Raw genomic sequence first — 25,084 nt, 5'->3', positions numbered from 1 at the left:
GATCACCGTATGATCCGCTTCCTCGTGCGCACGGCGATCTTCCTGGGCTCTGCCGCCATCGGTCTCATCGCGGCTGACCTCATCCTCGACGACGTCAGCGTGACGGCGAGCGGGTTCCTTCTCACGGTCGTCATCTACACCGTCGTCCAGAGCGTCATCTCGCCGTTCCTCGCCAAGGTCGCGGCGAGCAGCGCCCGTGCCCTGCTGGGCGGCGTCGGGCTCATCGCCACCTTCCTCGCCCTGCTCGCCGCGAGCATCTTCGCCAACTCGCTGACGATCACGGGCGGCGCCGCGACGTGGGTCCTCGCGACCCTCATCGTGTGGCTCGTGACCGCGGTCGTCACGCTGCTGCTGCCCATCGCCCTCGTCAAGGCGGGCGTCGAGTCGGCCCGCGAGCGCCGCGCCGCCTGACCTCCGCATGACCACTGCGTGACCACCGACTGGCCTCAGCCCCACGCCTCCGGCACCCCGCCGGTATGCCGTCCGGCGGGGTCCCAGCCTTCGCGCACCCGCGCTGCGGACGGCATACGGGCGCGGCCAGGACCTCTGGGAGGATTGCGGCATGGCTTCTCTCGCTGACGCGACCCCGCCCATCGCGCTCGGAGCGCTCGACGGCCGCTACCGCGGCGCAGTCGCTCCTCTCGTCGACCACCTCTCGGAGGCGGCGCTCAACCGGCAGCGCGTCCACGTCGAGATCGAGTGGCTCATCCACCAGACGAGCCACGGCGTCGTGCCGGGAGTGCGACAGCTGACCGACGACGAGGTCGCCGCGCTGCGCCAGGTCGTCGACGACTTCGGCACCGACGAGGTCGCCGAGCTCGGCGAGATCGAGCGGGTCACCGTCCACGACGTCAAGGCCGTCGAGTACTTCCTCAAGGAGCGCCTCACCGCGATCGCTCCGGCCGATGCCGACAAGGGTCTCGCCGAGCTGATCCACTTCGGGTGCACGAGCGAGGACATCAACAACCTCTCCTACGCCCTCATGGTCAAGGGCGCGGTCGAGCAGGTCTGGCTGCCCAGGGCGCAGGCGCTCGTCGCGCAGGTCGCCGACCTGGCCCGCGAGCTCAAGGACGTGCCCCTGCTCGCGCACACGCACGGCCAGCCGGCGACGCCGACGACGATGGGCAAGGAGCTCGCGGTCCTCGCGCACCGGCTCGGGCGGCAGCTGCGCCGCATCGAGCGCCAGGAGTACCTCGGCAAGTTCAACGGTGCGACCGGCACGTTCGGGGCGCACGCGCTGGCGCTGCCCGACGTCGACTGGCCGGCCGTGTCCAAGGCCTTCGTCGAGGGCCTCGGCCTCACGTGGAACCCGCTGACGACGCAGATCGAGAGCCACGACTGGCAGGCCGAGCTCTATGCCGACGTCGCGCGCTTCAACCGGATCCTGCACAACCTCTGCACCGACGTGTGGACCTACATCTCGATGGGCTACTTCGCCCAGGTCCGCGGCCAGGGCACCGTCGGGTCGAGCACGATGCCGCACAAGGTCAACCCGATCCGCTTCGAGAACGCGGAGGCCAACCTCGAGGTGAGCAATGCGCTCCTCGACGTGCTCGGCGGCACGCTCGTCCAGAGCCGCCTCCAGCGCGACCTCACGGACTCGAGCATGCAGCGCAACATCGGCACGGCCTTCGGCCACAGCCTCCTCGCGCTCGACAACGTCTCGCGCGGCCTCGCCGGGCTCGACGCCGTGCCCGAGCGCATGGCCGCCGACCTCGAGGCCAACTGGGAGGTGCTCGGTGAGCCGATCCAGTCGGCGATGCGGGCCCTCGGCGCCCAGGGCGTCCCCGGCATGGAGGAGCCGTACGAGCGGCTCAAGGAGCTGACCCGGGGCCGTCGCATCGACGGTGACGACCTGCGTGAGTTCGTGCGCGGGCTCGGGCTCCCCGCAGACGTCGAGGCGCGCTTCGTCGCCCTGACGCCGCAGACCTACACCGCCCTCGCCAGCCGTCTCGTCGACGACTACCTCGTCTGAGACACACCCTCCGATCCCGTCGCGGTATGCCGCCCGGCGGGCTACCGTCGTCAGGCATGGCACGCACGCGAAAGGCCAGGGTCTCCGACGTCGAGGAGCTCGCGCTCGGGCTGCCCGAGGTGACGCGCGACCCCGCGGACCGCGCCGCACCCGGCCGACCGGCATACCAGGTGCGCGGCAAGACGTTCGTTTTCTTCCGCGAGCCCCGCAAGGACGCGTTCGACCCGGACACCGGCGAGCCCTACGACGACGTCATGGCCTTCTCGTGCACCGCCGAGGACAAGGAGGCGCTCGTCGGCGACCCCGGCACGCCGTTCTTCACGACGCCGCACTGGAACGGCTACAACGCTGTGCTGCTCCTCGAGCGCGACCTCGGGCGGATCACCGTCGACGAGCTGCGCGAGATCGTCACCGACGCGTGGCTGGCGAAGGCGCCGAAGCGGCTCGCGGCCGACTTCCTGGCCGCCCCGTGACGACGGGAATACCCCATAGGGGTATGCTGTTGACCATGACAAGGAGGTGGCGATGCCCGGATACGCCGGCAGCAAGGACGACTACCTGAAGCGGCTCCGGCGCGTCGAGGGGCAGGTGCGCGGCGTGCAGAAGATGGTCGAGTCCGACACTTACTGCATCGACATCCTCACCCAGGTGAGCGCCATTACCAAGGCGTTGCAGGCGGTGAGCCTCGGCCTGCTCGAGGACCACGTCGCGCACTGCGTCGTCGACGCCGCCCGGGAGTCCGACGAGGCCGCCCAGGTCAAGATCAGGGAGGCGGCCGACGCGATCGCCCGCCTCGTCCGCAGCTGAGGAGAGACGATGAACGACAGCCACACCACCCAGATCGCCGTCACGGGCATGACCTGCGGCCACTGCGTCGCCTCGGTCACCGAGGAGCTCTCGGAGCTGCCCGGCGTGACCGGCGTCGACGTCGACCTCCACCCCGGTGAGGAGTCGGGGGTCACGATCACCAGCGAGGCCCCGCTCGACCCGGCTGCCGTCGAGGCCGCCGTCGCCGAGGCGGGCTACGCGGTCCGATGACCACCCCCGAGGCCACGGTCACCGAGGGCACGCCGGAGCAGGTCCGGCTGGCCATCACCGGCATGACCTGCGCCTCGTGCTCGGCCCGCATCGAGCGCAAGCTCGGCAAGGTCCCCGGCATCGACTCGGCCACGGTCAACCTCGCGACCGAGAAGGCGTTCGTCTCCTTCTCGGCGCCGGTGACGGTCGCCCAGATCGTCGCCGAGGTCGAGAAGACCGGCTACGGCGCTCGCGTCATCGGCGCCGCTCCGTCAGCCCCCACCCCCGCCACGCCCGCCTCCGGTATGCCGTCCGGCGAGCTTCCCGGGGCCGGCGTGCTGCTCGACAAGCTGAGGTCACGGCATACAGGCGGGCAGCCTGCGGGGTCCGGCGGGTCCGGCGGGTCCGGCGGGTCCGGCGGTGCCGGCAAGCCGGTGCAGCGTTCTGGTGCCGCCCGGGCGGGTGGCGGATCTGCCCAGGAAAGCAGCGGTGCCGTCCACGCGGGCGGGAGTCCCGTCCACGAGGGCGGCGGCGACGAGGCCATGGCGGAGAGCCACCTCGAGCACACGCCCGCCCAGGACGTCATCAAGCCGCGGCTCGTCGTCGCGGCGGCCCTCACGGTGCCGGTCTTCCTGCTCGCCATGGTGCTGCCGTCCTTCGCGGCGAGCCCGTGGCTGCAGTTCCTGCTCGCGACGCCCGTCGTCTTCTGGTGCGCCTGGCCCTTCCATCGGGCTGCCGCGGTCAACGCCCGTCACCTCGCCTCGACGATGGACACCCTCGTGTCGATCGGCGTGCTCGCCGCGTGGGGCTACTCCGTCGTCGAGCTGCTCGCGGGCGGGCCACACCTCTACTTCGAGGTCGCGGCCGTCGTCACGACCTTCCTGCTCACCGGCCGGTTCCTCGAGGCCCGGGCGAAGGACTCCGGCAAGGACGCGCTGAGGTCGCTGCTCGACCTCGGCGCCAAGGACGTCGCGGTGCTGCGCATCGACCCGCAGTCGCGGATCACGAGCGAGACCCGCATCCCGGTGGCGCAGCTCGTCGTCGGCGACCAGTTCATCGTGCGGCCCGGCGAGAAGGTCGCCACCGACGGCGTCGTCCTCGACGGCTCGAGCGCGGTCGACGCGAGCCTCGTGACCGGGGAGTCGACGCCCGTCGACGTGTCGCCCGGTGACGACGTCACGGGTGGCTCGATCAACACGACCGGCCGGCTCATCGTCGAGGCCCGCAGGGTCGGCGCCGACACGATGCTCGCCGGCATCCAGCGTCTCGTCGAGACGGCGCAGACCGGCAAGGCCGACGTGCAACGTCTCGCCGACCGGGTCTCGGCCGTCTTCGTGCCCGTCGTGCTCGTCATCGCGCTCGTCACGTTCATCGCATGGCTCGTGACCGGGCACGACCTCGGGCAGGCCATCGCGGTCGCCGTGACGGTGCTCATCATCGCCTGCCCCTGCGCGCTCGGGCTCGCCACTCCGACCGCGCTGCTCGTCGGCACGGGCCGCGGCGCCCAGCTCGGCACCCTCATCAAGGGCCCGCAGGTCCTCGAGGACACGCGGCGGGTCGACACCGTCGTGCTCGACAAGACCGGCACCGTGACGACCGGCCAGCTGCGGCTGCGCAGCATCGCCGTGCGTGGACGCCTCTCCAAGGCGGCGGCGCTGACAGCGGCCGCCGCGGTCGAGCAGGGCAGCGAGCACCCGATCGCACGAGCGGTCGTCGCGGGAGCACAGGAGGCGCGGCTCACCCTGCCGCGCATCCGCGACTTCACGACCAACCCCGGCGAGGGGGCCACGGCACGCATCAAGGACACCGAGGTCGTCGTCGGCAAGGCCGCGCTCTTCGACAGGGTCGACCCCGAGCTGCTCCGCCACGCCGAGGCCAACGCCGGCACGACCGTCTTCGTCGGCTGGGACGGCGAGGCCCAGGCCGCCCTCACGGTCGAGGACACCGTGCGCGAGTCGTCACGGGCCGCCATCGCCCGGCTCCGTGAGCTCGGCCTGACGCCCTACCTGCTGACGGGCGACAGCGCGACCAACGCCCGCAGCGTCGCCGAACAGGTGGGCATCGCGGCCGACCACGTGCGTGCCGACGTGCTGCCGGCCGACAAGCACCGTGTCGTCACGGAGCTGCAGGGCTCGGGCCGGGTCGTCGCCATGGTCGGCGACGGCGTCAACGACGCGGCCGCCCTCGCGCAGGCCGACCTCGGGCTCGCCATGGGCTCGGGCACCGACGTCGCGATGGACTCCGCCGACATCGTGCTCGTGCGGGCCGACCTCGACGCGGTCGCCGACGCCATCGCCCTCTCGCGCCAGACCCTGCGCATCATCAAGCAGAACCTCGCGTGGGCGTTCGGCTACAACACCGCCGCCATCCCGCTGGCCGCCTTCGGCCTGCTCAACCCGATGATCGCCGGCGCCACCATGGCGCTCTCGTCGGTCCTCGTCGTCAGCAACTCGCTGCGCCTCAAGCGCTTCGGCCGCTGACCCTCTGAGGGCCGCCGCGCCCCTCCACACCAATCGAAAGAGCAGTTCGTCGGCCGACGAACTGCTCTTTCGATTGGCGGGGTGCGGCCGGGCTGCACACCGCGGGGCGCGGCGACACGCATACGGCCTCGGGACGACGAACGGCGGCCACCCCGAGGGGTGACCGCCGTTCGCGAGCGAGTTGAGAGCGGGGTCAGATGGTGACCTTGCCGCCGGGGGTGTCGAAGGTGACCGACAGCAGGCCGGGCGTGCCGTGCGGCGCGACGAAGGTGAAGTCGATGCCGCCCTTGTCGAAGTTGTCGTCGGGACCGAGCCACTCGCGCACTCGCTGGGGGTCACCGGCGATCTGGAGGTTGTCGATGCGGACCGACGTGTCGGCGCCCGCGGACGGGTGCACGGTCATGTCGTCCCACTCGATGAAGTAGGGCACCTGCGGGTCTGCCATGAGGCCCTTGATGCCGAGCTGGCGCCACTTGAGCTCGGTGCCGTCGGGACGGTGCCGGTTGCCGACCACCGACTCGCGACCGAGACGACGCTCGACCTTGCGGATGTCGTCGACCGCGACGACCCAGCCGAGCCAGCCGCCGCCGGCTTCGGACGCGGCACGCACGGCCTGACCGAACGGCGCCTTGTCGGACGCCGGGTGGTCGAGCACCTCGACGACCTCGAGGTAGTGGTCCTTCGCCAACGGGAAGATGACGTTGCGGGTGCCGAAACGCGGATGAACGCCGCCGTTGACCGGCTCGACACCGATCAGCTCGGACAGTCGCTCGGCCGTGGCCTTGAGGCCCCCGGCTTCTGCTGCATAGGAGACATGGTCAACTCGCATACAGAACATCGTGACACACGCCAAGGGGTGCTCTTGACCACCCCTCCCCCGGCCCGATCCGCCAGCCACACCCGCCACAGGGGGTATGCCGTCCGGCCGGGTGTCGCGGTGTCAGCGGGAGCGCTGTCGCACGGCCTCGTAGAGCACGATGGCGGCCGAGGCAGCGACGTTGAGGCTGTTGGCCTTGCCGTGCATGGGAATCCGCACGCGATGGGTGGCGGCCTGGAGCAGCGTCTGGTCGGCACCGTGCTTCTCGCTGCCCACCGCGATCGCGACCCGACCCGTGTAGTCGACGTCAGTGTGCAGCAGATCGGTCTCCGGGGTCGTGACGACGAGCCGGATGCCGCCCGCGTCGAGCCACGCCAGCGCCTCGGCCGTCGTCGCGGCGGCGACGGGCAGCGCGAAGACCGTGCCCTTGCTAGCCCGCACGACGTTGGGGTTGCCCCAGTCGGTGACCGGGTCGGCCGCGATGACGTCGTCCACCCCGGCGGCGTCGGCGGTGCGGAGCATGGCGCCGAGGTTGCCGGGCTTCTCGACACCCTGGCTGAGCAGGGTGAGGTGGTCGGGGCCCTCGACCCGGAGGTCCCCGAGGGGCCGCCCGACCTCGTCGACCACCGCGAGGAGCCCGTCGGGCCCGTCGCGGTAGGACGCCTTCTCGAAGACCTGGCGGCTGAGGTGGACGACCTCGACCCGGTCGTCGCGCAGGCGCGTCAGCAGGTCGGACTGGTGGCCGATGTCCTGCGAGCCGGCGCGGCCGGCCGGGCTGAAGAGCTGCTCGCAGACGTAGACGGTGCTCGGCCGGACGCCTGCCGAGAGGGCGAGGCCGATCTCCTCGTAGCCCTCGACGAGGGTCTGGCCGGTCTCCTCTCGGGTGCGGCGACGGCGCAGGGCGAGGATCGCCTTGAGGCGCGGGTTGGCGGTCGAGCTGATGACGAGCTCGCGGCCGAACGGGATGGGGTTCGTCATGGCAGGCCCAGCATCCCATCCGCGCGGGCGGGGCCGGGGCTGACGCGCAGATGCGTGGCGGCCGCTGTCGGACGCGGGGCGCAGACCGGGGCATGCGCGGAACGGGGGAGGCACAGGTCGGGGGCGGGCGCAGATCGGGGGCGGCGTAGGACGGGATGTGTCGGTGCCGGGGCGTAGCGTCGAGACGACGGACACCGCAGACCTGGAGGCACCATGACCACCCTGCAAGGACGCCCCAACACCGCACTCATCGTCGTCGACGTGCAGCAGCAGGTCGTGGCAGACGCATGGGACCGCGACGGAGTCGTCAACCGCATCTCCACGCTCGTCGACAAGGCCCGCAACGAGCAGGTTCCGGTCATCTGGGTGCAGCACTCCGACGACAACATGGCGGTCGGCACCGACGGGTGGCAGCTCGTCCCCGAGCTGAGCCCCGCCGAGTCCGAGCCGCTCGTGCACAAGCGCTATGGCGACTCCTTCGAGGACACCGAACTCGAGTCGGTGCTCGCCGAGCGCCACGTCGGCCGGCTCGTCGTAACCGGAGCCCAGACCGACGCGTGCATCCGCTCCACGCTGCACGGCGCCTTCGTCCGCGGCTACGACGCCACCCTCGTCGCCGACGCCCACACAACCGAGGACCTGCGCCAGTGGGGAGTGCCGGTCTCGCCGGAGCAGGTCATCGCCCACACCAACGAGTACTGGTCGTGGTCCGAGGCACCGGGCCGCACCGGTGACGTGAAGCCTGCCGCCGAGGTCGACTTCGGGGCGAGCTGAGCGCCGGTCCACCGCGGGCACGGGGAGTCCCGCTCGCGCCGGGCGCGGGCGGACCGCACCGACGCCCCGATTAGGCTGTGGACATGCTCGACAGGCTGGCCGCCCTGCCCTTCTGGCAGGCGTTCGCCGCGCTCTTCGTCATCGTCATGGCGCGCTCCAACGCGACCTACTGGGTCGGCCGGGGCGCCGTGGCCGGCTGGCGGCGCTACCGCGGAGCGCACGGCGAGCTGACGCGACGAGCCGAGTCGCTCCTGAGCAGCCTCGGCCCGTTCGCCGTGACGCTGTCCTACCTCACCATCGGCATCCAGACGGCGGTGCACCTCACGGCGGGGGTGATGCGGATGCCGCTGCGCTTCTACGTGCCCGCGGCCGTCGTGGGATCGGCGGCGTGGGCCGCCCTCTACGCGACGATCGGCCTCGCCGTCGTCCAGGCCTGGATCGCCGCCGAGGCCGGGTCGTGGTGGGGCCTTGCCGTGATCGTGGCCGTGGTCGGTGCGGGGGCCGCCATCTGGGTCCTGCGTGCCCGGCGCCGCGAGGCCGAGGTGGCCGACCCGGCCCGAACACGATCCTGACACGGACGTGACCCGGGCGCGGCGACCCCTCACTACGCTTCGAACGTGCCCTCCGACCCACCCGCGGCCAGCACGCAGCGTGGTCTCGTGCTCGTCGTCGAGGACGAGCCCGCCATCGCCGACGTGCTGCGTCTCAACCTGCGCGCAGCCGGCTACGGCGTGGAGGTCGTCGGCGACGGCGCCGAGGCACTGCGGGCCGCGAGAGCGTTGCGCCCGAGCGCGATCGTGCTCGACATCGGCCTGCCGACGCTGGACGGAATCGAGGTGTGCCGCCGCCTGAGGGCGGACGGCGACTGGACGCCGGTGCTCTTCGTGACGGCGCGCGACGACGAGGTCGACCGCGTCCTCGGGCTCGAGCTGGGGGCCGACGACTACCTCACCAAGCCGTTCTCGCCGCGCGAGCTCGTCGCGCGGGTCGGCAGCGTGCTTCGCCGCACCCGGGGCGAGGGAAGCGCTCCGAGTCTGCTTCGACACGGCACCCTCACGGTCGACCTATCCAGCCACGAGGTGCGCGTCGATGGCACCGAGATCGCTTTGACGGCAACGGAGTTCGACCTCTTGGCGCATCTCATGAGGCGCCCGGGCATCGTCTTCACCCGCGAGCAGCTGCTCAGCGACGTCTGGGGCTACGCCTCGAGCGCGGGCGGGCGCACCGTCGACGTCCACGTCGCGCAGGTGCGGGCCAAGCTCGGCGACGCGAGCCCCATCCGCACCGTGCGCTCCGTCGGGTATGCCGCCGAGCGGGCCACCCCTCCCACCTCCGCTGCTGCGTCAGCGGGCTCGCCATGACGGACCCTCCGGACGACTGGCGCGGTGATGGTTCGGCGCACGACCCCGCGCCGCGGCGGCTGGGCGGCGGCTCGTGGCGGGCGTCGCTGTCGGGTCGCATCACGCTGCTCGCGGTCGGCATCGCCGTCCTGACCGCACTGCTCGCCGGACTGCTCGCGGTGGGGCTGACCCGGTCGTCGGCCGAGGAGTCCGCCCGACGCACCCTGTCGCGCATCGCCGACGCCGCGGCGGTCCGCGCGGATGCGGGCGAGGCCGCCCGGGTCAGCCAGAACCGCGCCGTCCGCACCCTCGGCGGGCTCGGCGTCGAGTCGGCCAGCGTGACGCAGCGCGGGGCCATCACGTCGACCAGCCCCCTGGCCCGCCAGGCCATGACCCCGTCCCGGCAACAGGCCCTGCTCGCCGGGCGCTCGGTGTCTGCTCGTGACGAGATCGCTGGTGGCACAGTGCTCGTCGAGGGTCGACCCACTGAGGCCGGCGGCATCATCCTCGTGCAGCGGCGCGCCGACGCGACCGCCGACGCCGACAGGCTCGTCCGCCGGGTGCTGCTCGCGCTCGGCATCGCCGCAGCCATCGCCATCGCCGTGAGCGCCGCGATGGCTCGACGCCTCGCTCGCCCCCTGCGGCACACCGCAGACGCCGCGCACTCCCTCGCCGCAGGCCGCCGAGACGTCGCAGTGCCCGTCGAGGGCCCGACCGAGGTGGCCGAGGTCGCGAGCGCCCTCAACACCCTGTCGGCCTCGCTGAACCGGTCCGAAGGTCGGCAGCGCGACTTCCTGCTCTCGGTCTCGCACGACCTGCGCACCCCGCTCACCGGCATCAGCGGCTACGCGGAGTCGCTGGCGAGCGGCGTCGTGCCGGCCGACGAGACGGCTCGGGTCGGGGGCGTCGTGCTCACCGAGGCGCGCCGCCTCGAGCGGCTCGTCGGTGACCTCCTCGACCTCGCCCGGCTCGGCGCCGACCAGCCCCGCCTCGTCACCCAGGACACGGATCTCGTCTCTCTCGGACGGGAGGTCGAGTCGGTGTGGGGCAAGCGCTGCGCCGCCGTCGGCGTGCCCTTCACCTACCTGCCTGCCGTCGGCCGGGCCCACCTCAGCACCGACCCGGCACGCGTGCGCCAGCTCGTCGACGGTCTCCTCGAGAACGCCCTGCGGGTGACGCCGTCCGGCCGCCCGATCGTCGTCGAGATCCGTGCCGTTGCGTCTCACGCACACCAACAGGCCGAGACGGCAACCACCCCCGGGCCCGGCTACGTCATCGAGGTCCGCGACGGCGGGCCGGGCCTCACCGACGCCGACATTCCCGTCGCGTTCGAGCCGTCGGTGCTGCACGAGCGCTATCGCGGGCTCCGGCCGGTCGGGACCGGGCTCGGACTCGCCATCGTCGGCCGCCTCGCCGCTCTCCTCGGCGGCACCGTCGAGGCCGGCCATGCTCCCGAGGGAGGCGCCCGGTTCACGCTGTGGCTCCCGAGTCCACGCGCGGAATGACGCGCACCCTTTCGCGGTTGTCCCCGCCATGACCACCTGGGGATTCATCGGAAGCGGAAACATCGGCAGCACCGTCGCGAAGCTCGCGGTCCTGGCCGGCCACGACGTCGTCATGAGCAACAGCCGGGGGCCCGAGACGCTCACCGACCTCGTCGCCGAGCTCGGTCCGAGGGCGCGCGCCGCCACGGCCGACGAGGCTGCTGCCACCGGTGACATCGTCGTCGTGACGATCCCGCTGAAGAGCTACACCGACGTTCCCGTCGAGCCGCTGCGCGGCAAGGTCGTCATCGACACGATGAACTACTACCCGCAGCGTGACGGCCAGATCGCCGCCCTCGACGACGAGTCGACGACCACGTCCGAGCTGCTCCAGGCCCACCTGCCCGAGTCGAAGGTCGTCAAGGCCTTCAACAACATCTTCTTCGGCCACCTCGCGGTGCTGGGTCGCACCACCGGTGACCCCCTGCGCAGCGCTCTCGCGATCGCCGGTGACGACACCGAGGCCAAGCAGGTCGTCGCGGAGGCGCTCGACGCCATCGGCTACGACACCGTCGACCTCGGCCCCCTCTCGGAGGGGTGGCGCACCCAGCGCGACACCGCCGCCTACGGCACGATGTATGCCGCTGACCCCGCCGACTGGACGCAGGGTGCCCAGCCCGTCCCCGCGGCGACCGTTAGGGCCCGTGCCGAGCAGTCGCAGCGCTACCTCGACCAGGCGAGCTGACACCCTCGTCGATCGGCGCCGTCCGGGCCCCGGCACGGCATGCACTAGATTCGTGACCGTGCTGGGGACCCCACCCGACCGGGACCGGACGCCGAGCCGGGGGCGTCGTGTCGTCGCAGCCCTGGCCGTCGTGGCCCTCGTCGTCGGCGTCATCGGTGCAGCGAGCATCGCCTACCGCCGGGCCTACGGCACGTGGTGGCAGACCCCGCAGCGCATCTCGTTCTGCGACCGCACGTACATCGCGTCGACGTCACCGGTCCTGCTGACGCGGGCCGAGGTCGAGGCGCGGGCGGGCAGCCTGTGGGCCATCAAGGACGTCGACCGCACGCTGCGCGTCGTCGCGACGGTGCCGCCGCTGCCCGTCGTCGGCAAGCCGGTGCTCGCCGTCGTGGCACCCCCGCTGGCGCGCCAGGACAAGGGCCTGCCGTGCGCGATGGCCCTCTACCTGCAGATGAGCGCCGACCGCTACGTGACGTTCCAGCTCGCGAACTGACCGCGCACCCGCTCGCGTATGCCGCGGGCCCCGGCCACCCGGCATACCGCGGCGCGGTGGTGTCCAACGTTGGACAGCGGCATTTGGGTGTGAGGCGCACCTTCCCTACACTTCATCGCGAGGGGAGTACTTCCCACGCCCGTTCCGGTCAGTCCGGTGGCCCCACGGCCGCCTCGGTGCGGGGTCGGCGCGAGCCGGTGAAGGAGACCTCAGACATCGTTCTGAGGAGACCTCATGCTCGCATCCGCATCGACCGTCACGGCGGTCTCGGCCGTCTCGACGACGGAGTCGATCGGCACCCCGACGCTCTGGACCGCCACCATCGTCGCCATCGTCGCGCTCTTCGTCATCGACTTCCTCATCACGCGCAAGCCGCACGACCCGAGCATGCGCGAGGCGGTGGGCTGGTCGGCGTTCTACATCGCCATCCCGCTCGCCTTCGGGGTGTTCCTCTGGTCGCAGTACGGCTCGCAGCAGGGCATCGAGTACTACACCGGCTACCTCGTCGAGAAGTCGCTGTCGGTCGACAACCTCTTCGTCTTCATCATCCTGCTGTCCGCCTTCGCCGTGCCGCGCGAGCTGCGCCAACGAGTGCTGCTCATCGGCGTTGCCGGCGCGCTGATCCTGCGCGGCATCTTCATCGCGCTCGGCGCCCAGATGATCGCGAGCTTCTCGTGGACCTTCCTGCTCTTCGGCGCGATCCTGCTCGTCACGGCGATCAAGGTCGGCCGCGACGCGCTCTCCGACGAGGACCACACCATCGACGTCGGCTCGATCCGCAGCGTCCGCTTCATCAAGCGCTTCTACCCCGTCACCGAGGGCTACGAGGGCACGAGCCTCAGCGTCAAGCGTGACGGCAAGCGCTGGCTCACGCCGCTCGCCGTCGTCGCGATCGCCATCCTCGGCACCGACATCGTCTTCGCGATCGACTCGGTGCCCGCGGTGTACGGCATCACCGGCGACCCCTACCTCGTCTTCGCGACGAACGCCTTCGCCCTGCTCGGACTGCGCGCCCTCTACTTCGTCCTCGAGAACGCCCTCAGCTCGCTCGTCCACCTGGGCCACGGCCTCGCGCTCATCCTCGGCTTCATCGGCGTCAAGCTCGTGCTGCACTGGGCCCACACCGTGTGGCCGGCCGTGCCCGAGATCCCGACGCTGGCCTCGCTCGGCGTCATCATCGGCATCCTCGTCGTCGTCACCCTGACGAGTCTCGCCGCGAACCGCCGTGAGCGTGACCGGGACATCGACAGCGACGTCGAGGAGGAGCTGGTCCAGGAGCACTGACCCCACCCCACCAATCGAAAGAGCAGTTCGTCGTGGAGATGGCCGACGAACTGCTCTTTCGATTGGCTCTGGTGACGTATTCGGGGAGGACGGGTGGTCCTTCGGCGTCAGCCGAACGTGATCCGAACATGATGCTGGCCGGTCCTTGACGTCGGCGCGGCAGGCTGGAGACATGACGAACCACACCACCTGGCGCAAGCCCGCCGCCTCCGTCGCCGTGATCATCGGACTCAGCACCCTCGCCCTCGGGGCATGCTCCGAGACCGATCCCGCCACAGCCTCCGCACCAGCCGACCAGCAGGTGTCGGCCCAGGGCGCCTCCGGCTCCGACACCGTCGAGCTCGTGAACGCCGCCGTCGACACCCCGACAGCCGGTGACACCCCGAACGGCGCAGACCGACGAGGACTGCGGGTTCGGCTCCTCCGGGCGCTGCACGCCACCTGGGTGACCGAGAGCCAGCAGGGGCCCGTCACCCATCAGGCGATCCGGGGCGACGTCACCGCCGTCTCGGCCACCTCGATCACGGTCAAGGCCAAGGACGGCGTCTCGATGACGTTCGCCGTCACTGCCGACACCACCGTGCGACAGCGGATCGCGGGGTCGGGCAAGGGAGCCAAGGCAACGGCCTCGACGATCGGAGCGGTCTCGGTCGGCACCAAGGCCCTCGTCACCGGAGTCGGAGCGACCGACCCGACGGCGCGTGTCGTCGTGCACCTCGCCGCTCCGGCGGCCAAGCCGTCGCCGAGCGCCACGAGCTGATGCCGGTCCTGCAACTCGGCCACACGGCCGGGCGGCGGCTCCGCCCGGCCGGCTGTCGTCAGGCCGGCTGCTGGTAGAAGGGCGGGTCGCAGGTCGGGGGACCCTGCGGGAACGGGGTGTTGCTCGAGCAGGGCGGGAACGCGCTGATCACGACGTCGTTGATGACGATCGGCGCGTGGTCGACGTCGTTGCAGTCATGCCCCCACGGGATGATGAAGCCCAGGGTGACGGACTGGTTGGCGCTGTTGTCCGAGTTCGCATAGACGATGACCTTGACGGAAGCCCCCGGAGCGATCGGGGTGCAGTAGGTGGGGATGATGCCCACGACGTTGAAGGGCAGCCCGGACGACGTGATCGTGACGCTCGGCTTGAGGACGATCGCCTTGTTCGTGTTGTTCGTGATGAGCAGGGGGATGGCGAACGCCTTGTTCGGGTCGAGCCCGGGAAGCCCGGCGAAGACGTCCGCGCAACCCTGGGCGCTGTTGCCCGGCAGCTTGCAGGCGGTTCCGACGGCGGGGGTGGGCGGAGCGCCCGAGGCGGCGAGCACCGGGGCGGCAGCCGCAACTGCGACCGCAGGCACCGACCATGCCATGCCCTTGGCCACGGTGCGCCGGGCGACTCCCCGGTGCTCGGACGGGTTCTTGGTCTCACTGCTCATGAGTGTCCTTCTGTAAGAAAGAGATGGGGCTTTCGCCATCACCCGGGCCGACGCTGTGGCATGACTCCTGGATGCCGAGTCCCCCGTGCAGACTGAGCACCGACACGATATCGCCCGATGTGACCGCCCCGTGGCGGTTTTCGCGAATCCCGCTGAGGCTCAGGCGAAGATCGGCCCCACCGCAGGGTAGGCACCGGTGAGCTGGCTGCGCACTGCCGACAGCGACGGCACGTCGGCGCCACCCTGGTAGCCGGTGTCGAGGCGCATCGGCTTGCCCCACGCGATGAGGTCCTCGATCGTCGACGACGTGGCGGACGCCGACAGCTCACCGAACCAGTCGGCACGCGCGTAGGTGACGTCGCCACCGATGCAGACGAGCTCGACCCAGGACGGGTCAGCGAGACACACATTCTCATAGGCATCGCTGTGATGCCGTTCCAGCACAACGAGATCCGCCGGTCGGCCCACTGCGATCGAGCCGAGGTGCTCGTCCAGCCCGGCGACTCGGGCGGCCACTGAGGTGACCATCGCGACGAGATCGGCAGCCGCTATCGGGCGACCCTGCCGAGCGAGCTCGCGCCGCGCGACCTTCATCTCCGCGAGGAGGCTCGTCGAGCCTGACGGCAGCCAGTCGGCGCCCAGTGCCACGGGCATCCCTGCGGCGATTGCCTCCCCGGCCAGTGTCGTCTCTCCGTAGAGGCGCAGGTTCGACTGCGGCGACCACACGAGCCGGCAGCCGAGCCCGGCCACGGTGTGCAGGTCGTCGACGGTCAGGGCGCTGCCGTGGATGATGTTCGTGACCGAGGTGGCGCCGCCGAGATCGAGGAAACGCTGGAACTCCTTGGCGCTCACCTCGTCTCCACGCCGCCCCTCCGACAGGTGCAGGTAGAACGCGTTGACGTCGCCGGCGGTGATCCGCTTCATCACCGCCTGGAAGCTCGGCAGCCCGAAGGTGCCCGACGGCAGGTCGACCATCGACCGCGCCCGGTGCGCACCGAAGGCCCACTGGTCGATGTTGCGCACGAGCGGTTCCGACGATGCGCTGCTCGCCCCCGACGCTCCCTGGATGCCGGTGACGCCGCCGACGAGGGCCCGCACCTCGGCATACCGGGTCTGCGTCTTCGGCGGCACCTGCGTGAGGAGCACGTTCTGCGGGTCACGCACGAGGGCCTGGTAGGGCTTGGACCGCCGCCACGCATAGCGGTTCGGGTAGAGCTTCGGCGGCTCCCACGCAGCGAAGACGTTGAACTCCGGGTGCCCGTGCAGGTCGAGCAGCCCGGGCAGGATGACCCCGTCGGTCTCGAGGACGCGCACGTCGGTCGGCTTCGTCTTCGCCACCCGGGTGATCTCACCCGCGGCCACCGTGACGTAGCCGCTGCTCCAGGCGCCGCTCGGTGTGATGACGCCGCCGTGCAGGGCGAAGGGCGCAGCCAGCGCACGGCGCCGTCGCGTCGGCGGCGGCAGCTCGTCGACGATGCCGCGGGCGTATGCCGTCTCGAACGGACCCTTCACAGCTGCAGCCACGTGCCTGCTCCCTCCATGACAGTGCAGGGCCATTCGACGGTAGCCCTGATACGCCACGTCCGCAGGCGGATTGATCAGGCCTGCGACTCGGCCCCCTCGGCGCGACGCTCGAGCAGCGCCCGCTCCGCGTCGTTCTGGGTCATCGCGGCAGCACGAGCGAACTCCGACCGGGCCTCGTCGCCACGCCCCAGGCGTTCGAGGAGGTCGCCGCGCACGCTCGGCAGCAGGTGGTAGTCCTCCAGGGCCCCCGACCCGACCAGCCCGTCGACGACGTCGAGCGCGGCAGCCGGCCCCACGGCATACGACAGCGCGACAGCACGGTTGAGATCGATGACCGGAGAGGGGCGCAGCGCGCCGAGCTGCTCGTAGAGCCGCACGATCATCGGCCAGTCGGTCTGGTCGGCGGTGCGGGCCCGTGCATGGCAGGCGGCGATGGCGGCCTGGAGCACGTACGGCCCCGGCGGGGTCTCGGCGCGGGTGCCGTCCGGCGTGGTCGCGCGGTCGAGCGCGGCGAGCGCGTGGCGGATGAGCGACCAGTCCCAGCGCGTGCGGTCCTGGTCGAGGAGGAGCACCGGCTCGCCGTCGCGGCCGATGCGTGCTCGGGTGCGCGAGGCCTGGATCTCCATGAGCGCGAGCAGTCCGTGCACCTCGGCCTCGCGGGGGGCGAGCGCCTCGAGCTTGCGGCCGAGCCGGATCGCCTCCTCCATGAGGTCGCCACGCACCCAGTCCTGACCCGACGTCGCGGCATACCCCTCGTTGAAGATGAGGTAGACGACCTCGAGCACCGACGCGAGCCGCGGAGCGAGGTCGGCGCCGGAGGGGACCTCGATCGTCACTCCGTCCTGGCTCAGCGTGCGCTTCGCCCGCGAGATGCGCTGGCCGATGGTCGCCTCGGACGTGAGGAAGGCGCGGGCGATCTCGCGCGTCGTCAGACCACCGATCATCCTTAGCGTCAACGAGATTCGCGCCTGGGGCGTGAGCACGGGATGACAGGCGGCGAAGACGAGCCCGAGCACGTCGTCATCGATGTCGGCGAGCGCCGCGTCGAAGTCCGCCTCGGCCGTGTCAGCTGCCCTCAGCTCCTCCGCGTGGCCCACCTGCTGCAGCTTGCTCGCGAGGTTGACGTCACGGCGGATGCGGTCGATGGCGCGCCGTCGCGCCGTCGAGGTGAGCCACGCACCGGGCTTGTCGGGCACCCCGTCGCGCGGCCACTGCTCGAGCGCCTGCACGAAGGCGTCCTGCGCGAGGTCCTCAGCGAGGCCGACGTCGCCGACGACGCGTGCGACGACCGCTGTGACCTTGGCGGCCTCCATGCGCCAGACCGCCTCGACGGTGCGGCGCACGCTCTCGACGTCGTGGGCAGAGGTGGTGGGTGGCACCCGCTCACTCTTGCACGAGCGGGTGTCATCTCCCGATGAGCGATCCACCCCGACGAATCGCTCTCTCGATCGTGAACATCGCCTCGTCAGTCGAATGAGCAGTTCGTCGCCCTCCCCCACGCCCGCGCGGGCTCGCTGGACGGCGACGCACTGCTCCTTCGAGTGTGGGTTGGCTGGGCCGTGGGTGCCCGAATCAGGCCTGGGGGGTGGTGGCGCTGGTCCGGGCGCGCATCTGCGCCTCGCGCTCCTGCAGCTCGGGGGTGAGCTCGGCCCCGAAGTCCTCGGCCGCGAAGACCTGGCGCAGCTCGAGCCCGAAGCCCTCCTCGCCGCCGAGCCGCGGCCACCTCTTGACCCACTCCACGGCCTCGTCGCGCGAGCTCACGTCGATGAGGGTGAAGCCGGCGACGAGCTCCTTGGACTCCGCAAAGGGCCCGTCGGTGATGGTCACCTCACCGTCGGGCGCGAAGTCGAAGCGGGCGCCGCGGCTCGTCGGGTGCAGCCCCTCGCCACCGACGAGCACACCGGCGCGCAGCAGCTCCTCGTTGTAGTCGGTCATGGCGGCGAGCTCCGCCTCAGTCGGCAGGCCGCCGGCCTCGGAGCGGGCGGTGGCGGGGACGATGATCATGAATCGCATGTGAGTCTCCCTCGTGCGGCGCTGCCCTCGCGGCCTCGCTCACCACCACGTCGATCGGCGCCGCCGCATCTCGACACGCCTAGCGATCCTTTTCCACACTCACGGCCACCCGCTCGGCCAGCGCCCGGTAGAAGTCGGGGTTCGCGAGGTAGCGGTAGTGGTCGGTGGCGAGGGACCCGCTCGCGAAGAACGGTGAGTCGTCGACCCCCTCGATGATGCCCGCGGCCCGGAAGCTCAGCAGGTCGGCGTGGTCCCAGACGTTCCACCACCCGCCGAGGTGTTCGGCAGACGGGTGCTTCGCCATGCGACCCGTGTCGGCCCCGCACGTCGGGTCGCTCTCGATGAAGAGGCCGAGCTCCTCGAAGAGGCCCACCTGCGACGCGGCCGCGCACCAGTAGTCGATGCGGATGCCGCGGTGCTCGGGCATGCGCGGCAGGAAGTGGGTGACGAGGTCGTAGACGATCTGCCCGCCCATGCTGTGCGTGAGCACGACGAGCGGCTCCTCCCGGCTCGCCGCCGCGAAGGCTGCCGCATCGAGCTGCTGCAGGACCCGCTCGATGATCGGGCCGGGGGCGTCGGAGGTGCCGCGGCCCACGACGTAGGTCATGACGTCGCCGATGAAGAGAGGCACGAAGTCCTCGAGGGGCCGGCGGATCGCCGTGGCCGTCGACCGCAGCCGGCGCACCCCCCGCGCGCGCAGGCCCGGCTTGCCACCGCTCTCGTCGGCCTCGCCGCTCTCGTCGGCCTCGCCGGTCTCGGCCGTCGCACCCGGCTCGTCGGCGAGACGCTCGGCAGCCTCGTCGACGACGTCAGCCGCATCGTCGCGCAGGTCCTCCGGTCGGGAGACGAGCGACCTTCCGCCCCAGGCGAATCGGGCGCCCAGATCGCCCCAGTAGGCGCGCATGACCGGCACCCCGCCGGGGTCGTCCGAGATCGCAGGCGCGACGTGCGTGCGCAGGTGCTGCTCGATGGTCGTCCAGGGCACTTCACCGAACTGCCGGATGGCCCTGGCCAGCACCTCGTCCTCGTCGCGCACCGCGACGCCATGGATGTAGACGATCGGCACGGCGCCCTCCCTCCTCCGACAGGGTATGCCGCGTGGCGGGCTAGAGCTCGAGCCGCGCGGTCGCGGCCGAGGCCACCCCCTCGCGGAACGTCACTCCGGCACGCACCGCCTCGGAGACGGCCTCGACGACCGGCACGAGGCCGTCGTCGTCGACGTGACCGGTGACCTCGTCGGCGATCGCCTTGACCTGGTCGGGGGCGTTGCCCATCGCGACGCCCCAAGCCGCCCAGTGCAGCATCTCGAGGTCGTTGCGCTGGTCGCCGCACGCGATGGTGTGGGCGGGCTCGACCTGCAGGTGGCGCCGCACGAGCTCGAGCGCACTGGCCTTGGAGACGCCCTCGGGGTTGATGTCGAGCCAGGCCGACCATCCGACGGCGTAGGACACCTCGTGCAGTCCCGCGCGCTCGACGAGCTCCATGAAGTCCTCGGCGCTCGACTCGGGCTGGCGCAGCGTCACACGGGTGACGGGGTGCGCGACGAGCTCGTCCCAGTCGACCTCACGGGAGTGGCCCATGAGCTCGCCGTCGGGGAAGTGCCGGCTCACCTTGAAGCCGATGCCCGGCTCCTCGACGGCGATGAGCGCGTCGGGCAGCGCCACGCGCAGCTTCTCGAGCACGGGCCAGGGGTCGAAGGTCACCATGTCGATGACGGAGTAGCCGAGCTCCGACCCCGGCTCGAGCGCGATCGTCAGGGCTCCGTTGGAGCAGACGGCATAGCCCTCACGCAGCCCGAGCGCCTCGAGGATCGGCGTCGTCGCGATGATCGAGCGTCCGGTCGCGACGACGACCGACACCTCCTCCGGCAGGGCCGCGATCGCGTCGCGCACCGCAGGTGAGAGCTCCCCCATGTGGTTGAGGGTCGTGCCGTCGAGGTCGAGCGCGAGCAGTCGCTGTGCCATGCCCGCAACGCTATCTGGCCCGCCGACGACACAGCCGGGGTATGCCGTCCGGCGGGCGAACGGCATACCAACGGCTGGTGACGGGGCTGGGCCCAGAGCCCGCGGGCGCGCTCAGGCGAGGCGGCCGAGGGCGTCCTCGATGCCGCGGTGGAGGGTCGGGTAGGCGTAGATCATCGAGCGGAGCCGCTCGATCGGCACCTCGGCGTGGACCGCGACGGCGAGCGCGCCGAGCACCTCGCCGCCTGCGGGGCCCATCGTCGTCGCGCCGACGAGCACGCCTCTGTCGGCGTCGGCCACGAGCTTGATGAGCCCGTCGGCCTTGGCGATCCAGCCTCGCGTCGTCTCGCCGAGCGGGGTGACGCCGACCTGCACGTGCGCCAGCTGGTCGCGCGCCTGCTTCTCGGTCAGGCCGACGGAGCCGACCTCGGGGTCGGTGAACGTGACGCGCGGCAGGGCGGCATACGACGCCGGCGGCCCGTCGTCGCCGAGGACGTCGCGGATGACGATGCCGGCCTGGTACATCGAGACGTGGGTGAAGGCGCCCTTGCCGGTGATGTCACCCACAGCCCAGACCCCGCCGGTCACACGGCAGCGGTCGTCGACGGGCACCGTGCGAGCGTCCTCGGCGACGCCGACCCGGTGCAGGCCGACGGCCCGGAGGTCGGCGCGGCGGCCGGTGGCGACGAGCAGCCGCTCGGCGGTGAGGGTCGAGCCGTCGGCGAGGGTCACGGTGAAGGTGTCGCCGTCGTGGGCGACCTTCTCGGCGCCGACACCCTGCCGCACTGTGATGCCCTCGGCCTCGAACGTCGAGGCGAGGATCGCTGAGGCCTCGGGCTCCTCGAGGGCGAGCAGGCGGTCGGCGGCCTCCACGACGGTGACGTCGACGCCGAAGCGGGCCATGACCTGGCTCAGCTCGCAGCCGATGGCGCCACCGCCGAGCACGATGATCGACGCGGGCAGCTCGGTGGCCTCGATGATCTCGTGGTTCGTCCAGTACGGGGTGTCCGCGAGGCCCTCGATGGGCGGGACCGCGGCGGTGGTGCCGGTGCCCACGACGATGCCCGTCGTCGCGGTGTAGGTCGTGCCGTCGACGGCGACCCGCCCGGGGCCCTCGATGACACCCCGCCCGCGCACGAAGGTGGCGCCCTTGCCGACGAGGCGGTCGACGGCGACCTGGTCGTCCCAGTCGTCGGTGGCCTCGTCGCGGATGCGGCGGGCCACGACGCTCCAGTCGGGGGTGACCTCGCCGACCGTGCCGGCGAGACCGTCGACCCGGCGGGCCTCGGCGAGGGCGTCGGCGGCCCGGATCATCATCTTCGAGGGGATGCAGCCCCAGTAGGGGCACTCGCCGCCGACGAGGCGGTCGTCGAGGGCGAGCACCCGCAGGCCGCGCTCGGCGAGGCTGCCGGCGACGTGCTCACCGCCGGGGCCGAGCCCGATGACGATGACATCGAATGCGTGGGCGTCGTTGGTCATGACCTCACCCTTACCCCTGCGGGCCCGTCGCGAAAGCCCGGCTCGCCAACCGGGTGCGGCAGAGGGTCGGTGCGGGACGAGGCCGGTCGGCGTGGGCGGAGGGGCACGGACCGCGGACGGGCGCGGACGGTCATGGACGAGCGCCGACGAGCACCGACGTGTCCGACTCGGAGGACCAACGACTCTGACGCGCCGCCGGGCACGCGCGGAACGCTGTGCTGGAGAGGAGTCCCGCCATGTCAACCTTCGTCAGCTCACACCGCATCAGTCGCCGACTCACCAGGAGCACCGCCCTCTGCGCCGCGTTCGTGCTGGGCGTGGCGGCGTGCGGCACGACGCCGTCCACGCCGACGCCCGCCTCGAGCCCGGCCACCAGCGCGTCCCCCACGTCCGGCGGGCCGACCGGCGCGACGGGCGACTCGGTAGTCACCGGATCGGTGCGACAGCTGTGGGCCCAGGCGTGGAAGCCCGCCTCGGCTGGACGGCCGGCCGCGGGGCAGGACGTCGCGGTGAGCAGCGACGGCACCGTCGCCTACGTCGTCGGCCAGGGGCCGGCCATCGCCTACACGATCGCCTCCGGCGCGCAACGCTGGATCGCCACCGGCACGGGATGGACCGACGGCGCGGCAGCTGTCGCCGTCAGCGCCGACGGCGCGACCGTCTTCGCGACGGGCACCTCCTCGGCTGCCACCACCGGCGAGGACTACCTCACCGTGGCGTTCGACGCCGCGACGGGCAAGCCGATGTGGCGGACGACCTATGCCGGCAAAGGTTCCGGCGCCGACAACCCGGCTGCGATCGTGACAGCGGGATCGCTCGTCGTCGTCAACGGAACGAGCGCCGGCAGCCCTGGCGGGACGCACTTCGCCACCGTGGCCTATGACGCGACGACGGGCGCGCAGCGTTGGGTCGCCCGCTACGACGAGCGCGGTGCGACCGAGCAGGGCTGGTTCCCCAGCGGAGCGCACTCGCTCGCCGCGAGTGCTGACGGCACGACGGTGTATGCGGCCGGCGCCACTGCCGCGTCGGGCGGCGAGTCGCAGTTCGCGACCATCGCCTACGACGCGTCGACCGGCGCCCGCCGGTGGGTCACGATCTATGGTTCCAACGTCGCCGGGAACGACAGCGCCCTGGCGGTCGGCGTGAGCCCCGACGGCCGAACGGTCGTCACGACCGGTTTCAGCGAGACCAAGGCGACCCGGACCGACTCCGCCACGGTGGCCTATGACGCGGTGACCGGCAGGCAGCGCTGGGTCGCCCGCTACGACGGACCGGCTCATCAGAACGAGGGGACCGGCTCCATCGGGTTCGCACCCGACGGCGCGACCGTCTTCGTGGCCGGCACGAGCGAGGGTGCCACGCAGGGGCACGAGGACATGATCACCCTCGCCTACGCGACGACCGATGGCAGCAGGCGGTGGGCGACGCGGTGGAACGCACCCGCCGGCGGAGACGACAACGCCTCGGACCTCGCGGTCAGCCCCGACGGCGCCACCGTCGTCGTGACCGGCCGCACCGTGCCGGCTCCGATGCAGGACCAGTACGCAACCGTCGGCCAGGACAGCGCGACCGGCGCAGTCAGCTGGACGGCGACGTATGCCGCACCGGCAGGCGCCGAGCCCCCGATCAGCGAGGCGCACGCCGTGGCCATCACGTCCTCCGGGACCGTCGTCGTGACGGGTGTCTCGGGACCCGGGTTCGCGACGGTCGGCTACCGCGCCGGCAGCTGAGCCCGCTTGCTCCGGCTCGGCACGAGAGCGAGTGCCGGGGTGTCGAGCGCGTCCGGGCGGCCCGTCGTGACGGAACCAGCGCGTGGTCGCGTAGTGCGGACGGAGGGCTCGCGGGAAGCGACGGGCGAGGGCCGCACGCACGGCTCCTGCGCGGCCAGCACGCTGCCGACGATGAGGCCCATCGCGACGAGGTGCACGGGGCCGAACGACTCCCCGAGAAGGACGACGCCGAGCACCACTCCGACGACGGGGTTGACGAGCCCGATGATCGAGGCCGCCGTCGGCCCGAGGATGCGCAGGCCGCGGAACCACAGGACGTAGGCGAGGCCGCTGCCGGCGACACCGAGGTAGGCGAGGGCGCCCACGGCCGGCAGGTCGAGAGCCGGGGGCGCGCCCTCGACGAGCAGCGCGATCGGCACGAGGACGGCCCCTCCGGCGACGAGCTGCCAGGCGGTCGCCGTGACGACGTCGACCGGCGGCGTCCACTTCTTCGTCAGGACGAAGCCGCAGGAGGAGAGCACGACGGCGAGCAGGCCGGCGGCGAGGCCGAGCAGGTCGAGCGGCCGGTCGAGGCCGTTCTGCAGCACGAGCAGGCCGACGCCGAAGAGGCCGACCACGCTGGCGGCTAAAGAGATCCGTCCGGGGCGGTCGCCGATGAGGAGCCAGGCGACGGCCATCGTCACCATCGGTGCGGTGGCGACGAGCGTCGCACCGAGGCCGCTCGGCAGGCGGTAGGCGGCGAAGAAGAGCAGGGCGTAGAAGAAGCCGATGTTGAGGCTGCCGAGCACGAGCGAGCGCCACCACCAGTCGCCGCGCGGCAGGCGTCGCAGCCAGAGGAGCATGAGCAGTCCGACGGGCAGCGCACGGAGCGTCGCGGCGAAGAGTGGACGGCCCGGTGGCAGCCAGAGCTGCGTCACGGCATACGTCGACCCCCACACGGCGGCGGGCACTGCGGTGAGGGCGATGGTGCCCCAGCCAGCTCGATTGTCTTCCACGGAAGACAATTTACCTTCCATGGAAGATAGAGTCCAGTCCATGAGCGCCGAGCCGGTCCACGACCACGTCCAGCACGTCGTCGACCAGTGGGCGCACGAGCGGCCCGACCTCGACGCGTCACCGATCCTCGTCATCGGCCGGCTGCACCGCGTCGGGCTCGCTCTGACGACCGAGCTCGTGCGGGTCTACAGCGCGCACGGCCTCGGCGAGGGCGACTTCGACGTCCTGGCGACGCTGCGGCGGGGCGGGCCGCCCTACGAGCTGACGCCGAGCGACCTCGTCGAGCAGACGATGGTGACCTCGGGCGCCGTCACGAAGCGGCTCGACCGGCTCGAGGGCGCCGGCCTCGTCGAGCGGCGCGTCTCCGGTGGCGACCGTCGCAGCCGCATCGTCGCGCTCACCCCCGCCGGGCTCGAGCTGACCGACCGCGCGGTGCCGGAGCACCTCGCCAACGAGGCTCGGCTCCTCGAGCCGCTCAGCGCTGCCGAGCGGGCGACCCTCGCGCGGCTGCTCGGCAAGCTCAGCGCATCCCTCGGGGTCTGAGGCACGGCAGCCGACCACCGGCCGAGCAGGGCG

The 25,084-nt window shown here is 71.8% G+C and carries 26 protein-coding genes; 16 read left to right on the top strand and 10 right to left on the bottom strand.

What is annotated here, in order from left to right:
* Positions 1 to 9: 9 nt before the first annotated feature.
* From FHX52_RS20650 to FHX52_RS20625, 6 genes are all read left to right on the top strand, one after another.
* Positions 10 to 411, top strand: coding sequence for a hypothetical protein (locus tag FHX52_RS20650; RefSeq protein WP_141824249.1), 402 nt, complete (start codon positions 10 to 12; stop codon positions 409 to 411).
* Positions 412 to 562: 151 nt separating this feature from the next.
* Positions 563 to 1,975 (top strand): adenylosuccinate lyase, encoded by a 1,413-nt coding sequence (purB, locus tag FHX52_RS20645; protein ID WP_141824248.1) that lies wholly within the window; start codon positions 563 to 565, stop codon positions 1,973 to 1,975.
* Between the two features lie 56 nt (positions 1,976 to 2,031).
* The gene (locus FHX52_RS20640) at positions 2,032 to 2,448 is read left to right on the top strand and encodes an MmcQ/YjbR family DNA-binding protein (protein WP_141824247.1); all 417 of its coding nucleotides are present in this window, start codon (positions 2,032 to 2,034) and stop codon (positions 2,446 to 2,448) included.
* Between the two features lie 52 nt (positions 2,449 to 2,500).
* Positions 2,501 to 2,782, top strand: a complete 282-nt coding sequence (locus tag FHX52_RS20635; protein ID WP_141824246.1) for a metal-sensitive transcriptional regulator — start codon at positions 2,501 to 2,503, stop codon at positions 2,780 to 2,782.
* A 9-nt stretch (positions 2,783 to 2,791) separates the two neighbouring features.
* Positions 2,792 to 3,013 carry a heavy-metal-associated domain-containing protein gene (locus FHX52_RS20630; RefSeq protein ID WP_141824245.1) on the top strand — a complete coding sequence of 74 codons (222 nt, stop codon included), beginning with the start codon at positions 2,792 to 2,794 and terminating at the stop codon, positions 3,011 to 3,013.
* A complete protein-coding gene (locus tag FHX52_RS20625) occupies positions 3,010 to 5,472 on the top strand; it encodes a heavy metal translocating P-type ATPase (protein ID WP_141824244.1) in 2,463 nt (820 codons plus the stop codon). Before FHX52_RS20630 ends, FHX52_RS20625 begins: the two co-directional genes overlap by 4 nt.
* A 193-nt stretch (positions 5,473 to 5,665) precedes the next feature.
* Here FHX52_RS20625 and FHX52_RS20620 read toward each other — a convergent pair whose 3' ends face one another.
* Positions 5,666 to 6,301, bottom strand: coding sequence for a VOC family protein (locus tag FHX52_RS20620; protein ID WP_141824243.1), 636 nt, complete (start codon positions 6,299 to 6,301; stop codon positions 5,666 to 5,668).
* Positions 6,302 to 6,412: 111 nt separating this feature from the next.
* Entirely contained in the window at positions 6,413 to 7,267 is an 855-nt protein-coding gene (locus tag FHX52_RS20615) for a TrmH family RNA methyltransferase (RefSeq protein WP_141824242.1), read from the bottom strand.
* Positions 7,268 to 7,480: 213 nt separating this feature from the next.
* Here FHX52_RS20615 and FHX52_RS20610 point away from each other — a divergent pair, with 213 nt between their 5' ends.
* The 8 genes from FHX52_RS20610 (at position 7,481) to FHX52_RS20575 (ending at position 14,147) form a co-directional block, all read left to right on the top strand.
* A complete protein-coding gene (locus FHX52_RS20610) occupies positions 7,481 to 8,041 on the top strand; it encodes an isochorismatase family protein (RefSeq protein ID WP_141824241.1) in 561 nt (186 codons plus the stop codon).
* Positions 8,042 to 8,124: 83 nt separating this feature from the next.
* Positions 8,125 to 8,613: a DedA family protein gene (locus FHX52_RS20605; RefSeq protein WP_141824240.1), complete on the top strand. Its 489-nt coding sequence runs from the start codon at positions 8,125 to 8,127 to the stop codon at positions 8,611 to 8,613.
* A 45-nt stretch (positions 8,614 to 8,658) separates the two neighbouring features.
* Positions 8,659 to 9,402, top strand: a complete 744-nt coding sequence (locus FHX52_RS20600; protein ID WP_141824239.1) for a response regulator transcription factor — start codon at positions 8,659 to 8,661, stop codon at positions 9,400 to 9,402.
* Positions 9,399 to 10,886, top strand: coding sequence for a HAMP domain-containing sensor histidine kinase (locus FHX52_RS20595; protein WP_141824238.1), 1,488 nt, complete (start codon positions 9,399 to 9,401; stop codon positions 10,884 to 10,886). Before FHX52_RS20600 ends, FHX52_RS20595 begins: the two co-directional genes overlap by 4 nt.
* Positions 10,887 to 10,914: 28 nt before the next feature.
* Positions 10,915 to 11,610: an NADPH-dependent F420 reductase gene (locus tag FHX52_RS20590; protein ID WP_141824237.1), complete on the top strand. Its 696-nt coding sequence runs from the start codon at positions 10,915 to 10,917 to the stop codon at positions 11,608 to 11,610.
* A gap of 52 nt (positions 11,611 to 11,662) precedes the next feature.
* Positions 11,663 to 12,103 carry a hypothetical protein gene (locus FHX52_RS20585; RefSeq protein ID WP_141824236.1) on the top strand — a complete coding sequence of 147 codons (441 nt, stop codon included), beginning with the start codon at positions 11,663 to 11,665 and terminating at the stop codon, positions 12,101 to 12,103.
* Positions 12,104 to 12,337: 234 nt separating this feature from the next.
* Positions 12,338 to 13,387 carry a TerC family protein gene (locus tag FHX52_RS20580; RefSeq protein WP_141824235.1) on the top strand — a complete coding sequence of 350 codons (1,050 nt, stop codon included), beginning with the start codon at positions 12,338 to 12,340 and terminating at the stop codon, positions 13,385 to 13,387.
* A gap of 172 nt (positions 13,388 to 13,559) precedes the next feature.
* Positions 13,560 to 14,147 carry a hypothetical protein gene (locus FHX52_RS20575; protein WP_141824234.1) on the top strand — a complete coding sequence of 196 codons (588 nt, stop codon included), beginning with the start codon at positions 13,560 to 13,562 and terminating at the stop codon, positions 14,145 to 14,147.
* 58 nt (positions 14,148 to 14,205) lie between these two features.
* Here FHX52_RS20575 and FHX52_RS20570 read toward each other — a convergent pair whose 3' ends face one another.
* From FHX52_RS20570 to FHX52_RS20540, 7 genes are all read right to left on the bottom strand, one after another.
* A complete protein-coding gene (locus FHX52_RS20570; protein ID WP_141824233.1) occupies positions 14,206 to 14,805 on the bottom strand; it encodes a hypothetical protein in 600 nt (199 codons plus the stop codon).
* A gap of 159 nt (positions 14,806 to 14,964) precedes the next feature.
* Entirely contained in the window at positions 14,965 to 16,329 is a 1,365-nt protein-coding gene (locus tag FHX52_RS20565; protein WP_246070297.1) for an amidohydrolase family protein, read from the bottom strand.
* Positions 16,330 to 16,403: 74 nt separating this feature from the next.
* Entirely contained in the window at positions 16,404 to 17,642 is a 1,239-nt protein-coding gene (locus FHX52_RS20560) for an RNA polymerase sigma factor (RefSeq protein ID WP_141824800.1), read from the bottom strand.
* A 259-nt stretch (positions 17,643 to 17,901) separates the two neighbouring features.
* Positions 17,902 to 18,342 (bottom strand): YciI family protein, encoded by a 441-nt coding sequence (locus FHX52_RS20555; protein ID WP_141824231.1) that lies wholly within the window; start codon positions 18,340 to 18,342, stop codon positions 17,902 to 17,904.
* A gap of 79 nt (positions 18,343 to 18,421) precedes the next feature.
* Positions 18,422 to 19,408 (bottom strand): hypothetical protein, encoded by a 987-nt coding sequence (locus tag FHX52_RS24005; protein WP_185747410.1) that lies wholly within the window; start codon positions 19,406 to 19,408, stop codon positions 18,422 to 18,424.
* A gap of 40 nt (positions 19,409 to 19,448) precedes the next feature.
* Positions 19,449 to 20,306 carry an HAD family hydrolase gene (locus tag FHX52_RS20545; RefSeq protein ID WP_141824230.1) on the bottom strand — a complete coding sequence of 286 codons (858 nt, stop codon included), beginning with the start codon at positions 20,304 to 20,306 and terminating at the stop codon, positions 19,449 to 19,451.
* 111 nt (positions 20,307 to 20,417) lie between these two features.
* The gene (locus tag FHX52_RS20540; RefSeq protein ID WP_141824229.1) at positions 20,418 to 21,782 is read right to left on the bottom strand and encodes a dihydrolipoyl dehydrogenase family protein; all 1,365 of its coding nucleotides are present in this window, start codon (positions 21,780 to 21,782) and stop codon (positions 20,418 to 20,420) included.
* Between the two features lie 236 nt (positions 21,783 to 22,018).
* On the opposite strand from FHX52_RS20540, the gene FHX52_RS20535 reads away from it, so the two are divergent.
* Positions 22,019 to 23,512, top strand: a complete 1,494-nt coding sequence (locus FHX52_RS20535) for a WD40 repeat domain-containing protein (RefSeq protein WP_141824228.1) — start codon at positions 22,019 to 22,021, stop codon at positions 23,510 to 23,512.
* On the opposite strand, the gene FHX52_RS20530 is transcribed toward FHX52_RS20535, so the two are convergent.
* Positions 23,494 to 24,507 (bottom strand): EamA family transporter, encoded by a 1,014-nt coding sequence (locus FHX52_RS20530; RefSeq protein ID WP_141824227.1) that lies wholly within the window; start codon positions 24,505 to 24,507, stop codon positions 23,494 to 23,496. The two genes, FHX52_RS20535 and FHX52_RS20530, sit on opposite strands and share 19 nt — an antisense overlap.
* Before the next feature lie 40 nt (positions 24,508 to 24,547).
* Between FHX52_RS20530 and FHX52_RS20525 the strand changes: the two genes are divergently transcribed.
* Entirely contained in the window at positions 24,548 to 25,051 is a 504-nt protein-coding gene (locus FHX52_RS20525; protein ID WP_141824226.1) for a MarR family winged helix-turn-helix transcriptional regulator, read from the top strand.
* The last annotated feature ends 33 nt before the right edge of the window (positions 25,052 to 25,084 follow it).

This window comes from Humibacillus xanthopallidus (assembly GCF_006717145.1).
GTDB lineage: Bacteria > Actinomycetota > Actinomycetes > Actinomycetales > Dermatophilaceae > Humibacillus > Humibacillus xanthopallidus.
This window is presented reverse-complemented; position numbering and strand designations above follow the sequence as displayed.